Origin of the sequence: Catenuloplanes japonicus, assembly GCF_000717135.1 — a bacterium.
Taxonomy (GTDB): domain Bacteria; phylum Actinomycetota; class Actinomycetes; order Mycobacteriales; family Micromonosporaceae; genus Catenuloplanes; species Catenuloplanes japonicus.
Genome location: NZ_JNXY01000038.1, coordinates 37,593 through 50,483, shown reverse-complemented (window position 1 = coordinate 50,483; position 12,891 = coordinate 37,593). Strand labels below are relative to the sequence as shown.

At 72.4% G+C, this 12,891-nt stretch carries 11 protein-coding genes; all 11 read right to left on the bottom strand.

The features are described 5' to 3' along the window. Positions 1-19: 19 nt before the first annotated feature. The 11 genes from OP04_RS41250 to OP04_RS41205 all read right to left on the bottom strand — a co-directional run bounded on the left by OP04_RS41250 (position 20) and on the right by OP04_RS41205 (position 12,885). Complete coding sequence (locus tag OP04_RS41250; RefSeq protein ID WP_033345458.1) at positions 20-2,668, bottom strand: DEAD/DEAH box helicase; 2,649 nt, start codon at positions 2,666-2,668, stop codon at positions 20-22. Next, entirely contained in the window at positions 2,665-4,560 is a 1,896-nt protein-coding gene (locus OP04_RS56615) for an HEXXH motif domain-containing protein (RefSeq protein ID WP_085067182.1), read from the bottom strand. Before OP04_RS56615 ends, OP04_RS41250 begins: the two co-directional genes overlap by 4 nt. Further along, the gene (locus OP04_RS54075; RefSeq protein ID WP_157241053.1) at positions 4,550-4,798 is read right to left on the bottom strand and encodes a hypothetical protein; all 249 of its coding nucleotides are present in this window, start codon (positions 4,796-4,798) and stop codon (positions 4,550-4,552) included. Before OP04_RS54075 ends, OP04_RS56615 begins: the two co-directional genes overlap by 11 nt. A gap of 111 nt (positions 4,799-4,909) precedes the next feature. Continuing rightward, the gene (locus OP04_RS50680; protein ID WP_198154166.1) at positions 4,910-5,896 is read right to left on the bottom strand and encodes an HAD family hydrolase; all 987 of its coding nucleotides are present in this window, start codon (positions 5,894-5,896) and stop codon (positions 4,910-4,912) included. Beyond that, on the bottom strand, positions 5,893-6,831 hold the full coding sequence (locus tag OP04_RS41235; RefSeq protein WP_157241049.1) for an SAM-dependent methyltransferase: 939 nt from the start codon (positions 6,829-6,831) through the stop codon (positions 5,893-5,895). The genes OP04_RS50680 and OP04_RS41235 overlap by 4 nt, the downstream gene beginning before the upstream one ends. Beyond that, complete coding sequence (locus OP04_RS41230) at positions 6,822-7,145, bottom strand: SAM-dependent methyltransferase (RefSeq protein WP_033345456.1); 324 nt, start codon at positions 7,143-7,145, stop codon at positions 6,822-6,824. Before OP04_RS41230 ends, OP04_RS41235 begins: the two co-directional genes overlap by 10 nt. Before the next feature lie 342 nt (positions 7,146-7,487). Beyond that, complete coding sequence (locus OP04_RS41225; RefSeq protein WP_033345484.1) at positions 7,488-8,288, bottom strand: SAM-dependent methyltransferase; 801 nt, start codon at positions 8,286-8,288, stop codon at positions 7,488-7,490. A gap of 359 nt (positions 8,289-8,647) precedes the next feature. Further along, positions 8,648-10,177, bottom strand: coding sequence for an ATP-binding cassette domain-containing protein (locus tag OP04_RS41220; protein WP_033345455.1), 1,530 nt, complete (start codon positions 10,175-10,177; stop codon positions 8,648-8,650). After that, a complete protein-coding gene (locus tag OP04_RS41215; protein WP_063746856.1) occupies positions 10,174-11,160 on the bottom strand; it encodes a branched-chain amino acid ABC transporter permease in 987 nt (328 codons plus the stop codon). Before OP04_RS41215 ends, OP04_RS41220 begins: the two co-directional genes overlap by 4 nt. Continuing rightward, positions 11,157-12,029: a branched-chain amino acid ABC transporter permease gene (locus OP04_RS41210; protein WP_033345454.1), complete on the bottom strand. Its 873-nt coding sequence runs from the start codon at positions 12,027-12,029 to the stop codon at positions 11,157-11,159. The genes OP04_RS41215 and OP04_RS41210 overlap by 4 nt, the downstream gene beginning before the upstream one ends. Before the next feature lie 34 nt (positions 12,030-12,063). After that, entirely contained in the window at positions 12,064-12,885 is an 822-nt protein-coding gene (locus OP04_RS41205) for a class I SAM-dependent methyltransferase (protein ID WP_033345453.1), read from the bottom strand. Positions 12,886-12,891: the final 6 nt, after the last annotated feature.

Genomic DNA, 12,891 nt, shown 5'->3' with positions numbered 1-12,891 from the left:
TCGATGGGGTGGTGGTTCTTCAGTTCGTGCCGCGGGCGCCAGGTCTTGGCCGATGAGGTGCAGGCGGTGGTGCCATGGGCTCGGCGGGCCGCTGTGCGGCGGCTGCTACATCGTTACCGGGGTGATGACGCGCCTGGGGATTCCAGTCGATTCCCAGGCTGTCGAGCTGTTGCTGTCTGGCGGCGGTCAACGTTCCGGATCGCCTGTTTCTCCGCGCAACGGTCAGCCATCCAAAGAGGTTGATGCCGGTCTCGTCGTGCCCGACAGGCACGCGCAGATGGCCGTGCCGGTCGCGGTATGCCTGGGCCGCCGCGAGGCCTCGCTGCCACGCCCGATCGTGCGCTCCCAAGACCCATGTCACGCCGAGCCCGTCAAGCTCGCTGATCTCGGCTGGGGTCAGCACGCCTCGGCGATACCTGGCGCGCTGCGTCGTGATCCACGTGCTGATCGGGATGTCGTTCCAGCGTTGACCGCGTTTCGGGTGCAGATGGCCGTGGTGGGCGATGAATGATCGGGCCGCCTCGATTCCGGCCTGCCATTCGGCTGCGGCGATCACTGCGGCGGCATCCCACGCGATACCGAGACCTTCCAGTACGGCGACGCGCGCGCCGGACAGGCGGCCGGCCTTGTGTGCGCCGCGTTTCTCCTTGATCCACTTCCCGAGCGGGTAGCTGTCCGGCGTCTTGTAGGTGATCGGGGCGCGGAGATGCCCGTGCTGGGCGTGGTAGGTGCGCGCGTGCCGCAGTCCGATCTCCCAGGGATCGTCTGTCTCCCATGTCATTCCGATCGTGTCCAGAGCCGTACGCCGTTGCTCGCTCAAACGCCCGGCTTTGTGCGCCGCACGACAATTTGTCAGCCATGGACCGAGTTTGAGACCGTCCGAGGTGACGTATTTCCAAGGCGGCAGGCACCCGTGGTCGCGGACGTACCGGGTCGCCGCGGCAAGCATGGTCTCGAAGCGTGCGTCGAAGGCGTTCCACCTCATGCCGATGCTCTCTAGCTGCGCCACACGGTCGGTGGCCAGGAGACCCTGGCCGTGCAGGCTGCGCTGGTTCGATATCCAGCTTCCGAGCCGGAACCCGTCCGCGTCGGTGTACTCCTGTGGCACCAGCAGGTCGCCGCGCGCGGCCGCGTACGCCTGGGCCGCCGCGAACTGGTCCAGCCAGGGTGATGTCGTCGCGGTCAGGACACGTACGGTCAGGTGCGGCAGGAAGTCGTCGAGCCGGTAGCCGGCGGGCAGATTCACCTCGATCTGCGCCGGCAGTTCCGCGCGCGGCTCGAGGTCGTCCTGTTCCTCGTGGCGCCGGGCACGGCGTGCGTCGTCCAGGGCCGCGGCGAACGTGTCATCGTGTTCACGCAGGGCCCGGATGACGGCGAACAGCGCGTCGTACTCACCGTCGTCGTGTCCTTCGGCCTGCGCGGGGTCGTCAGGCAGCAGGAAGGCGACCATAATCGTGGAGACGCCGGTCCCGGCCGGGTTGCGCCGCAGTGCCCGGCTGGCGGACTGCACGATGTCGATCGGGCTCTGCTTCGGGGCGGTGTAGAGCACACCGTCGACTGCCGGCAGGTCCAGGCCTTCGCCGAGACAGCCGGGGTTGCTGACCACGGCCCAGCCGTCGTCGGGCGGTGTGGTCAGGATGTCCAGTTCCCGGATCCGCTGCCGGGCCGGCATCGTCCCGTCGACGTGCGCGACCGTGACCGGACGTGCGGGCCGGTGGCCGGCGGGGAGCCGGTCGAGTGTCTGCGGCAGCGATTCCGTGAAACGACGTGACGCGGTGATCGTCGGGCAGAACGCGATGACCCGCCGCAGGTCGTACCGGACCGCGGCGCGGATCAGCGCCGTCTGTACCACCGCGGTACGCAGCGCCTGTGCCTCGCCCGCGGTGCGGTGGTCGATCGTGCGCAGCATCGGCAGCAGCTCCGCGCGGCTCACACCGATGCCGACCACCCGGAAGTCGTCCAGCCAGCCGTCCCGGATCCCGGCCTTGAACGGATACCGGAACGCGACCGGCCCGTACGTCTTCTCGTCGTCCATCGACACCATGCCGGGCCGCCGGATCACCTCCCCGTCGGCCGTACGACGGCCTGGCACCACGCGCGGTGTCGCCGTCAGATACAGCCGCCGCACGGCCGGCATCAGCACGTCATCGTGCACGACCATGGCCTGCTTGTCTCCCGCACCGGCCGTGCGGTGTGCCTCGTCCACGATCAACAGGCCCGCGCTGGCGTCGGCCCGCCGCAGCGCTTCGGCGACCACCGAGGCCGACGCGTACGTGGTGCAGATCAGCGCCGGACGATGTCCTGCGCTACGCAGCCAGTCCACGACCGTCTCGGCCGAGGTCGTCACCTCACACGGCAGATCCTCCGCCCGTGCCGCGACGTCACCACGGACGGTGTCGTCACTGCACACCGCGAGGACGGCCATGTCTGGGCGCTGCCGGGACCAGACGCGCAGGTTCTGCGCGATCAATGCCACGGACGGGTACGCGCCCACGATCAGCTGGTCCCGGGCCAGGCCGTAGGCGGCGTGCACGGCGAGCATGGTCTTCCCGGTCCCGCACGCCGCGTGTACCTGGGTACGACCGCCTTCGGCGATCACCCGCCGCACCGCGGCGTACGCCTCCTCCTGCCATCCGCGCATCGGTGCCGGTGGCCGCACGTCCGTCATGCCGTGGCCCGCCGCTCGCCGTCGCCCGCCCGCGCTGCGGGAAGGCGGTCGCCAGGTGTGGCGCGCGGGATGGCGGTGGGCAGCGCCGCGGACATCCAGGTCGTCAGCGCGGTCAGGTCGTCGGGGGTCAGCGCGGTGGCGGCTGCCCGGATCAGTTCCGGCCGCTGGAGCAGCAGGGCCGCCTGCGGGTCGCCGAGCGCGCGCAGGGCGAGTGCGAGTCCGGCCCACGCTGCCGGGTCGTCGGGCTGGGTGGTGAGGTGGGTGAGGTAGCCGTCCCTGGCCTGCGCGTAGTCGCCGGCGAGGAGGGCGAGGTCGGCGGGCAGGGCGCCGGGCACGGCGTGGGCGGTGCGTGCCGGATCGGTGGTGAGGGCGTGGAATGCCGGCCGGTCGTCGAGCATCGTCCGGATCAGGACCGCCCTCGCGTCCAGCCATCGGGCTGTCCGGTCCGTCTCGTAGGTATCGGCCGGGTCGGGATCGATCGGCGGGCACGGCTGCCCGGCCTTCCACGCGCGGGCCGTCTCGGTCACCCAGCCTGGCGGTGGCGGGATGTGGCGTGCCCGCCATTGGGTGTGATGGTCGGTGGCGGCGTCGGCGGCGAGGCGGGCGGTGGTGCCGGTCGCGGCGGGCCAGGCGGCGGCGGTCGCGGTGAGGCTGTCGATGAGGTGACGGCCGTCCGCGGACAGCTGCGGATCGTCGTGCAGGGTGCGCAGGGTGCGGTTCAGGCCGGTATGCCACAACGCGTACTCGAACCGGCCGGCCGGGGTCTGCTGGTGGCGCCAGAAGTCGGTGATCCCCGTGAACGCGTACACGCCCTGCAACAGGCCGGGCAGCGGACGCGGGTCGTCCCGCCACGGCGCGTACCGCAGCGGCCCGGCGGCGTCCTCGCCGGACGGCGTCACGAACGGCAGCAGGTGCATGAGGGCACCGAGTTGCATGTGCGCGGTTTCGTGGACCAGGGTGACCGCGAGCTCGATCGGGTCGGACGGGGCGGAGGCGAGCATCGCACCGAACGCCTCGCCGCAGGAAGCGCTGACCGGCCGGTACCGGCCCGCGGCGGGCAGCGGGTTGATCGAGATCAGCGCGGCGGCGATCGTCTCCGCACGGGCCCGGTCCTGGGCGACGAGTATCTCCCAGGCGCCGGAGAGGAGCTCCTGCCAGCGGGCCACGTCCGCCGTCGGCAGCGGGGCGGGCGGCCGGTAGCCGCGCAGATCCCGGTAGGGGTCGATGTCATCGAGGTAGCAGCCGATGGTCAGGCCGCCTGCCTGCGCGGTCAGCCGGGCGACCGGCTCCCAGCCGGCACGCCCGACCTCCACCGTCCGGTCCCCGGCCGAGACCGTAGCCGTACGGCCGGTGCGGGCGACCCGCGCGACACCGTCGGCGGCGCCGGGGAACGCGGCCCTTCCGAGCGTGGGCAGGACCACCGCCCCGCTGCGCAACGGCACCTCGAGGGTGAAATCGACGCGGGCGCGGATCGCGGCCGCCGCCGCGAGCAGGTGCAGATATCCCGCGTCCGGCCACCACGGGCCGTCACTCGCCGCGGGCCGGCGCAGGCGGCGCAGCATGTGGGCCACCCAGATCCCGGCCTGCGGATAGCCGATCACGTCCGCGGCCTGCACCTCGGACGCGGTCTCCGCGGCGACCAGCAGCTGACGGGCGTCACCGACCGGCGGTAACGGGCCCAGGTCGAGATGCGCGAGGTCGACCATCAGCATGTGCAGGCTGAGCAGCCGCCAGCTGCGCTCCGTCCCCGCGAGCGTCCGGACCGCGGCCGCGTCCCCGCGGCCGGCCAGCAGCCGGGCCAACACATCCTCAGACATCTCGTGCGCCGGCAACAACCCGTCCGTGCTGCGGGTGAGCGGACGGTCGCCTGCGTGGCTGCGGTTACTGCTCATCGGCGCGCTGCGGCCGGTAGTCGGAGATGGACCGGCCAGGGTTGCCGGCCATCGCCCAGATCCGCACACACGTCGGCTGCGCCGCGGCCACGACAGCCACGGAGTCGTCCGCGAGCCGCACACCCGACAGATCCTGCACCTGGGTCAGCCGGCCGGTCGCGGGTGCAGGCCCCGGATCGGCCGGTCTCCGCGCGGCGCCCTGGCCTGGCCTGGCAACGAGATACCGATTTGTACTCATAAATAGCTCCTTTTCATGATGAGGGGTGATCGACATGCAGATGTCACTGGTGCGCGCGGGAAACGGCGCACACTGGCGGGACATGGTGAGTGCCCGTGCCGTGCGGATCGGTTACGAGGGTGCGGCGATGGCAATCCCGCAGAGCAGCGCAGCGGACCAGGGCGAGCCTCCACAGGCGGACCCCAGCCAACCGCCGCCGGGTACAGGTTCGCGCGGCCCGGCTACCTCGGCGCCGACTACCGCCGGTGGGATAGGCCGGTGCTGGGCGACGGCGGGTGGTGAGCCGGCCGCGCAAGCGCAGTAGGCGGCAGTGGCGGCGAGGTCGGCGGTGTGCCACACCGGCTGGGGGCCGGGCGTCGCCGGCTCCTGTCGGGCAGGGCAGCGTCGCGGCAGGCACAGGTGCGCTGCTGACCAGCCCCCATGGCGGGCCAGGCCTAGATCGTGCACGATGCTATCCCCGATCACGAGACACACGCGCCGGTGCTCGGCGGCGAGTACCGCCTGCACGCGGGCGGCGAAGCCTGGTTCGTTCTTGGCCGCGCCGATCTGCCCGGAGATGAGGATGCGGGTGAACCGGCTGGTCAGCCCGGCCGCGTCGATCTTGCCGAACTGGTGGGCGGGCAGGCCGTTGGTGGCCAGCCACAGCACATGCGTCCGCGCCAGCGCGTCCAGCGCCGCCAGGACCCCGGGCATCGGGGCGAGCAGCGTCAAACGGTGCGTACGGAAAGCTTCCGCAGCGGCGCCGGCCCGGCACGGATCGCCGCCGAGCTGTCCCAGCGCGGTCCGCCACACCTCACGCGGATGGACAGCGATCGCGGCGGCGATGTGCACGGGCAGACCGGTCCCTGCGGTCGGTAGCCACAGCGCCTCCCACGCACTGACATACGTCAACGGCCCGAACCGCCGGTAACGGTGCGTCGCCCAGCACCGCTCCGCACAGCCCAGGACCGTCTTCACCGCGCTCTGCCCGTACGGAAGCCGTTCACCGGCGAGGGTCGCGGCTATCGCTACACGAGCGGCGGGCCGGTCGGCGACCTGGGTGTCATCCAGATCCACCAGGATCACGTGACGGCCCTCCGCGGGCAGTTCCCGGTTCATGCGCGGCCGCGCTCGGGGAACGAGGTGTGGGGGATGACGGCGAGCGCCGCCCAGCCGGGCGCGTCGGCGACCGGTACCGGGACCGGATCGTTGTCGCCCGGTGTCGGGGTGGGTGGATGCCATCGGCCGACCGGCATGATGTCGCCCGGCGGGACCGACCAGGCAGAGAGGATCTCGCCTGCGGCGGAGGCGAGTCGTGGCCACCACGGCGCGACATCCCGCCGATACTCCTCGATCGCGTCATATAGCTCTGTGCTCGCGCGGGCTGGCAGGGCAGGGTGCGACACCGCCAGGACCGAGCCGGCACACGCCTGCGCGCGGGCCTCGGAGAGGACCGGGCCGGGCCGGTCGAGGTGTTGCAGGACACCGGTGGCCAGGACGAGTACCGGCGCGGTGAGATCGAGCTGCCCGGCCAGCCGGATGCCGTCGCAGAGGGTGCCGAGGTTCGCCAGGTCGCCTCTGACCACGGTGTGGGCAGGCCATGTGCCGGTGCCTTGGTGGATGGCACCGGTGACGATCGGGTCAGCGTCGAGTCCGACGTATCGCAGCCGCTGACCGGGGTGGTTCGTCTCCCAGCGCCAGATCCACGAGTAGGCGGAGCCGGGGCTGGTCCAGTGCCCGCATCCGAGTTCCAGCACCTGACGAAGGCCGAGGACGTCGACGGCGTAGCGCAGCGCCCGCTGCTGGACGAGGCGGTGCGCGGCGAGCCAGGCGGCGAAGTCGGGCGCGGCAGCGGTGAGGCGGGCGGCGATCGCCCGGTCCGCGGCCGTGCTCATCGTCCCGCCTGCAAGGACGGCTTCGACTCCGGCCGGCCGGGCCCGTAAACGTCCCGTGCCGGGCTCGTGCGGGATGAACTGCGTGTACCAGGGAATGTCCGCGTCCAGTGCGGACCCGGACGGCCGCGGGGGCAGGTGGGTGCGGTGTGTCAGCCGCATCGGGTCACCGCCGCCCACATGTGCACGTCGGTGTCCGCCAGTCCGGCGACGGTCTCGGTCACGTCGGGGCGCCACTGTGGTACGGAGACGGTGCCCGTTTCCAGCAGTGTGGTGCCGTGCAGTATCCGTACGATGTCGGCGTGGGATCGGGTGGTGAGGCCGGTGTCCATCTGTACGGCGGTCGAGCGGGCGGCCGCGGCCGCCCGCTCGACCGCCGTGCCGACGTCCTGCCCCAGCAGCAGAGCGGACACGAACGCCGCGCGCGGGAACAGCGCCCCGTCGTCCGGCAGCGGCATCGTGGACTGCGCCGTCACTGCCGACTCCCTTCCGTCGGCCGGTGTGCGGCCGGGGCCTGGCCGGTGAGCGTGTGGCGCATGCTGCCGGTGCACGACGCATCGGACTGGTCGTCACTGCGGTATGGCACGGTGGTGTCCTTCACTGTCAGTAGTGGGTGGGGGAGACGGCCGGAATGGTGCCAGCCGCCCCGGCCGTCTCCCCCGGTGGCGGGCTCATCGCTCGGATAAAAGCCCGCACGTCAGGGGAATGGACTGACGTGGGTGGCGTGGCCGCGGCCTGGGTGGAGCACGACGGTGGCCTCAGCCAGCCCCTGGGTGACGCGGTCCGGACGGCCGCGGTGCCGGCTGGGGCAGGGGTAGTCACGAACATGAGGCGACCGCCGCGAACATGCTGACGTCGGCGTCCGACAGCCCGCCGGGCTCAGCCTGGCCGCCATCGGGCTGCCATCGGGGTAGCGCGACGATGCCGGGTTCCACCAGTTCCCGCCCGTCGAAGAGCCGGGCGAGCTCGTCCCGGGTCCGGGGCACCACGCCTGTGCCCATCCGCGCGGCGACGTCCCTAGCCCGCGCGGCGTCCGCGGGCGCGCGCAGGTCGGTAGTGAAGTGCGTGACGGCCACGAAGCTGCCCGGAGTGAGGACGCTGAGCAGCTCCCTCATCGTCTGCTGCGCGTACGGGTCGGGTACGAAGTGCAGGGCGGCGATCGCGAGCAGTCCGACGGGCTGCGCGAGGTCGATCACGTCATGCAGCCGCGCGGCGCCGAGGATCGCGACCGGGTCGCGGATATCGGCGTGAATGTATGCGACGGCTCCGGCGGGGTGGCTGATCAGCAGGGCGCGGGCGTGGGCGAGGACGAGCGGGTCATGGTCGACGTAGACGACCCTGGCCCGGGGTGTGACCTGCTGGGCGATCTCGTGGACGTTCGGGGAGGTCGGGATGCCGGTGCCCAGATCGAGGAACTGCGTCACACCGTGCAGGGCCATCCAGTGCACGACCCGTTGCATGAATCGCCGGTTCTCCCGGGCTACGAGGGGCGCGGACGGGAACTGCGCGGTGAGGTGCGCCGCGGCGGCCCGGTCCGCGGCGAAGTTCGTCTTCCCGCCGAGCAGGACGTCATAGACCCGGGCGCTGCGCGCGACCGTGGGATCGAACGGATCGCTCATCGCGTCGTCCGGCGGGCCGGGCTCACCGGACGGCTGGGCGGGGTGGTGCATCGGTGTTCTCCTGTCCGGGGTGAGGGTGATGGGTGGTGCGCCGCCGGGGCGTTGCGCGGCGCACCACCCGGAGGGCCGGTGGCAGAACCCCTTTACGGGGGAGGCGACCTGCCATCGCCCTCGGCCGGCGCCTGCGAGACCGCAGTCTGAGATGCGCCGGCGAATGTGGTCACACGACGGCCGCGTGGTGTGCGGCCGCGCAGGGGGTGTCGCTGTCTGGTATCGCTCGTGAGGTCGGCTGCTCAGGGCTGAGGTGGCCTGCGCCCCGGGCAGTGGGGCGGATGATCGCGGGTGTCCGGCGTGTGTGGTCATGCCAGGCTGCCCAGGGTGTGGTGGATGCCGAGCAGGTGCCCGAGTTGCTGGCGCTGCCCTGCGGTGGCGAGTTCGGCAGGGGTGGCGGTCATCGCGATGGTGCCGTGCGCGAGGACGCTGCACTGATCCGCGGCCTGCACGGCGAACGGAATCCGGTGTTCGGCGAGCAGGACGCTGACCCCGGCACCGGCAAGACGGTGGATGGTGCCGGCGAGCTGGGCGACGATCGCGGGCGCGAGTCCTTCGGTGGGTTCGTCGAGCAGGAGCAGGCGGGGATGGGCGAGCAGGGCACGGGCGAGGGCGAGCATCTGTTGTTCGCCGCCGGACAGCCGGCCGGCCGGGGTGGCGAGCCGGTCGTGCAGGGTCGGGAACAGGTCCAGTACCTCATCGGTGCGCCACGGGTGGCCGTGGGTGGTCTGGCGGGCGGCCGTGGCGGCGGTGAGATGTTCGGCGACGGTCAACGGCCCGAACAGGCGGCGGCCTTGGGGCACGTATCCGATTCCGGCGGCGGCCGCACACGCCGGCCGACCCAGCGGCACCGGCTTCCCGCCGATGGTGACCGCAGTGCCCGCGGCGGGGGGCAGGTGGCCGGCGAGCGCGGCGAGGGTGGTGCTCTTCCCGGCGCCGTTACGGCCAAGCAGCGCGTGGATGCCTCCGGCGGGGATGTCGAGGTCGAGGTCGTGTACGACCGGGTGACCGTGGTATCCGGCGGTCAGGCCGGCGACGGACACCCCGCCCGTGCGTGATCCGGGTGCCGATTCCGGGCGGTCAGCTTCGGGGCTCCGGTCCGCGGGAGTGGTGGTGGGTTGGAGATAGGCGGCGCGGGCGCCGTTGTGGGCGCGGACCTGCGCGGGCGTGCCGGTAGTCAGGTGCCGGCCGTGGTCGAGGACGGTGACGGTGTCGCACAGCTGCCAGATCAGGTCGAGGTCGTGATCGACACAGATGATCGTGACATCGGTCGGTAGCTGGCCGAGCGTGTCGGCCAGCTGCCGGATGTCGTCGGGGCCGAGGCCGGCGGAGGGCTCGTCGAGCAGCAGCAGGCGCGGCCGTCCGGCCGTGGCGAGCGCGAGTTCGAGCAGCCGTTGCTGTCCGTAGGACAACGCGCCCGCCCGTAGGCCGGCCAGGTCCGCGAGCCCGAACCGCGCCAGAACACTCTCCGTCTGCGCGGGGGCGGGGTCTGTGCCGAACGGTGCGGTAAAGCAGGAGCGAGAGGGCAGGGCGAGGGCGATGTTGTCGGCGACCGTCAGGCGGGGGAACACGGCAGGGTGCTGCCAGGTCCGGCCGATACCCCGGCGTGCCCGCCGGTCGGGGGTGTGGGAGGTGATGTCGGTGCCGTGGAGCAGGATCCGGCCGCTGCTGGGGCGAATGGTGCCGGCGATCAGGTGCAGGAGGGTGGATTTTCCGGCGCCGTTCGGGCCGATGATCCCGTGCCGGCGCCCTTGCGGGATGTGCAGGTCGATCGGGTGCAGGGCGTTCAGGCCCCCGTACCGGCGGCTCACCTGGTCGAGGTGCAGGAGGTCGGTCATGGCCGGCTCCGGCGGGCGAACAGCTGGCGTGCGTGGGCGGTGACCGGGCGGGTGTAGGCGACGGTGAGGAAGAGCAGGCCAAGCAGGGCGTGGCCGTGCCCGGCGGTGGGCGCGCCGATCCAGTCCCGGCAGGCGACGACCGCGACCGCTCCGGCGATCGCGCCTGTCATCGTCCCGGCGCCGAGCGCAGCCGCCAGCAAGGTGACCGCGGCGGTTTCGAAGCCGATGTCGGCCGGGGACACGTACTGGTGGACCGCGACCAGCAGCGCACCGGACGCGCCCGCCACCGCTCCCGCCGCGGTGTATCCGGCGCCGAGCAGGGTGTTGACGGGGTGGCCGAGCGCGGACATCCGTGGTGGCTGGCCGGCGCAGCCGGCCAGCCGCAGCCCGAGCGGCGAGCGCAGCAGCACCGCCACCGCGGCGCACAGGCACAGGAACGCGGCGAGGGTGTACCAGTACACGTGGGCGGGACTGGTCAGGGCGCCGGCGGCCGGGACGGTGATCGGCGGGGTGTGCAGGCCGTCGTCGCCGCCGGTCACGGTCCGCCACCGGGAGGCGGCGGTCGCGGTCAAGGACTGGACCGCGAAGGTCACCATCAGGAACGCGGTCCCGCGGGTGCGGAGCACGACCGGCGCGGTCAACACCGCCGCGACCGCCCCTGCGCCAGCGGCTGCGGCGAGCTGGGCGGGGCCGTTGGTGATCCCGGCCTGGGCCGCGAGTGCGGCGGTGTAGGCGCCGGCGCCGAAGTAGGCGGGCTGGCCGAACGCGGGCAGGCCGGCTGTACCGACCAGCAGCTGCGTGCTCATCGCCAGCCCGGCCAGCACCAGCGCCGCGCCAGCCAGGGTGATCGTGTACCGGTCCACGACCGCTGGAAGCCCCGCCGCGGCCACCACTGCCCCCACCAGCGCGATCGGGCGGGCCCGCCGCTGCGCGGTCGCTGCCACGACCGCGCGGCGGGCCGGTGCAGTGATCAGATCGGTCATGCCGGGCTCCCCGCAGCCTGCGGCTGGCGGCGGCCGCGCACGACCAGGACCACCAGCAGCGCGGCGAACAGGACGAACGGTGCGGCGGCGGAGGCGAGCAGGGTGCCGGTGGTCTGGACCTGCCCGACCAGCAGCGCCCCGGCGGCGGTGCCGGGCACGGACCCGGCGCCGCCGAGGACCACGATGATCAGCGCCAGGACCAGCACGGTGGCATCGACGCCCGGCGCGGGGCCGAGCACAGGCGCACCCAGCACCCCCGCCACGACCGCCAGACTCCCGCCGACGGCCATCGCCGCGGTCTGGACCCGGCCAGGGCGCACGCCCATCGCGGCGCTCATCGCCGGGTCGGCGACCGTGGCCCGCAGCAGAATCCCGGCCGTCGTATGCCGCACCACAAGGTGCAGGACCACCGCGAGCAGGCCGGCGACGGCGATAAACACCAGCCGGTAGACCGGATACCCGTACCCGCCGAGCATGACGTGCCCGGCCAGCACCTCGGGCGGCTCCGCCAACTGCGGGCCGGCACCGAACACAGTGGTGAAGACGTCCGCGGCCAGGAACGCCAACCCGAGAGTGACCAGCGCCTGATCGAGATGCCCGCGCACCGGGGCCAGCGCCACGGCCAGGCCCGCGCCCGCCGTGGCACCGAGGACGACAGCAGCGGCGAACGCGCCGGCGAGCAGGAGCAGGGAGCCGTCGGCGATGAGGTAGGCCAGGTAGGCGCCGGCCAGGTAGAAGACGCCGTGCGCCAGGTTCAGCACGCCCATCACCCCGAAGATGAGCGTGAGCCCAATCGCCGCGGTGAACAGCAGCATCCCGAACGCCACCCCGTCCACCCCGGTCACCACCCACATCCCCACCGTGCCCACCACGCCCTCCTCTCCTGTTTGCCGCATGTGTAGGTCAGGCGTCGACGCTGCGGGTACCGACGGCGGTGACCATCGGGTACTGCCACAGGCAGGTCGCCGGGTCGTCCAGCGCCAGCCGCATCTGCTCCAGATCCGCGAGCTCGACACCACGATCGAGAAGCTGCTGCTGCAGCTGCACGCTGTTACTGGCGTGCAGGAGCGCACCGGGTTCCCCGCCCCGCCACATCTGGCTGTGGACATCCGCCCGGACCTCGGTCAGTCCGGCGTACTCCAGCGCCCTGGGGAGACGCTGGGCCCAGTCCAGCGAGGCGCCGTTGGACACGGCGAAGCCAAGCAGCGCCCGCTGGAAGGCGAGGAAGTTGGTGATGGTGTCCGGGCTGCCACGCAGAAGCATCCGTTCCGGCTGGGTGCAGTCCCAGTCAGAGACGACCAGCCGCCCGCCCGGACGCAGCGCCCGGACCAGCGTGGCCAGGACCGCCTCACGGTCCGGCAGGTGCATCAACACCAGCCGGGCATGGATGACGTTGTATATACTGTCGCCGAAGTCGTGGCTGGTGGCGTCGCCGGTCACGACGGTCAGGCCGTCGGCGGGAGGGACGTGGATCGGTTTGCGGTCGAACGCGACCACCCCGCCGGGCAGGTCAGTAAAGCCGGTGCGGACCTTCGACAGCATCCAGGACGCGATCGTGCCGGCCCCGGCGCCGACGTCCAGGCACCGATCCCCGGCTATCAGCAGCGGGTCGAGCACGTCATGGGTGCGCCCGTCGAGAATCTGGCCGAGCAACCGCAGCTGGGTGGCAGCCTCGGGGTGCACGTTGTCGAAGGTGTATTCCGCCGGCGATGACGCAGCGCTCATGACCGT

What these genes read in the sequence shown, in the direction of transcription:
- OP04_RS41250 (WP_033345458.1), bottom strand. Translation starts at nt 2,668, where the DNA reads ATGACGGACGTGCGGCCACCGGCACCGATGCGCGGATGGCAGGAGGAG.
- OP04_RS56615 (WP_085067182.1), bottom strand. Translation starts at nt 4,560, where the DNA reads ATGAGCAGTAACCGCAGCCACGCAGGCGACCGTCCGCTCACCCGCAGC.
- OP04_RS54075 (WP_157241053.1), bottom strand. Translation starts at nt 4,798, where the DNA reads ATGAGTACAAATCGGTATCTCGTTGCCAGGCCAGGCCAGGGCGCCGCG.
- OP04_RS50680 (WP_198154166.1), bottom strand. Translation starts at nt 5,896, where the DNA reads ATGAACCGGGAACTGCCCGCGGAGGGCCGTCACGTGATCCTGGTGGAT.
- OP04_RS41235 (WP_157241049.1), bottom strand. Translation starts at nt 6,831, where the DNA reads ATGCGGCTGACACACCGCACCCACCTGCCCCCGCGGCCGTCCGGGTCC.
- OP04_RS41225 (WP_033345484.1), bottom strand. Translation starts at nt 8,288, where the DNA reads ATGAGCGATCCGTTCGATCCCACGGTCGCGCGCAGCGCCCGGGTCTAT.
- OP04_RS41220 (WP_033345455.1), bottom strand. Translation starts at nt 10,177, where the DNA reads ATGACCGACCTCCTGCACCTCGACCAGGTGAGCCGCCGGTACGGGGGC.
- OP04_RS41215 (WP_063746856.1), bottom strand. Translation starts at nt 11,160, where the DNA reads ATGACCGATCTGATCACTGCACCGGCCCGCCGCGCGGTCGTGGCAGCG.
- OP04_RS41205 (WP_033345453.1), bottom strand. Translation starts at nt 12,885, where the DNA reads ATGAGCGCTGCGTCATCGCCGGCGGAATACACCTTCGACAACGTGCAC.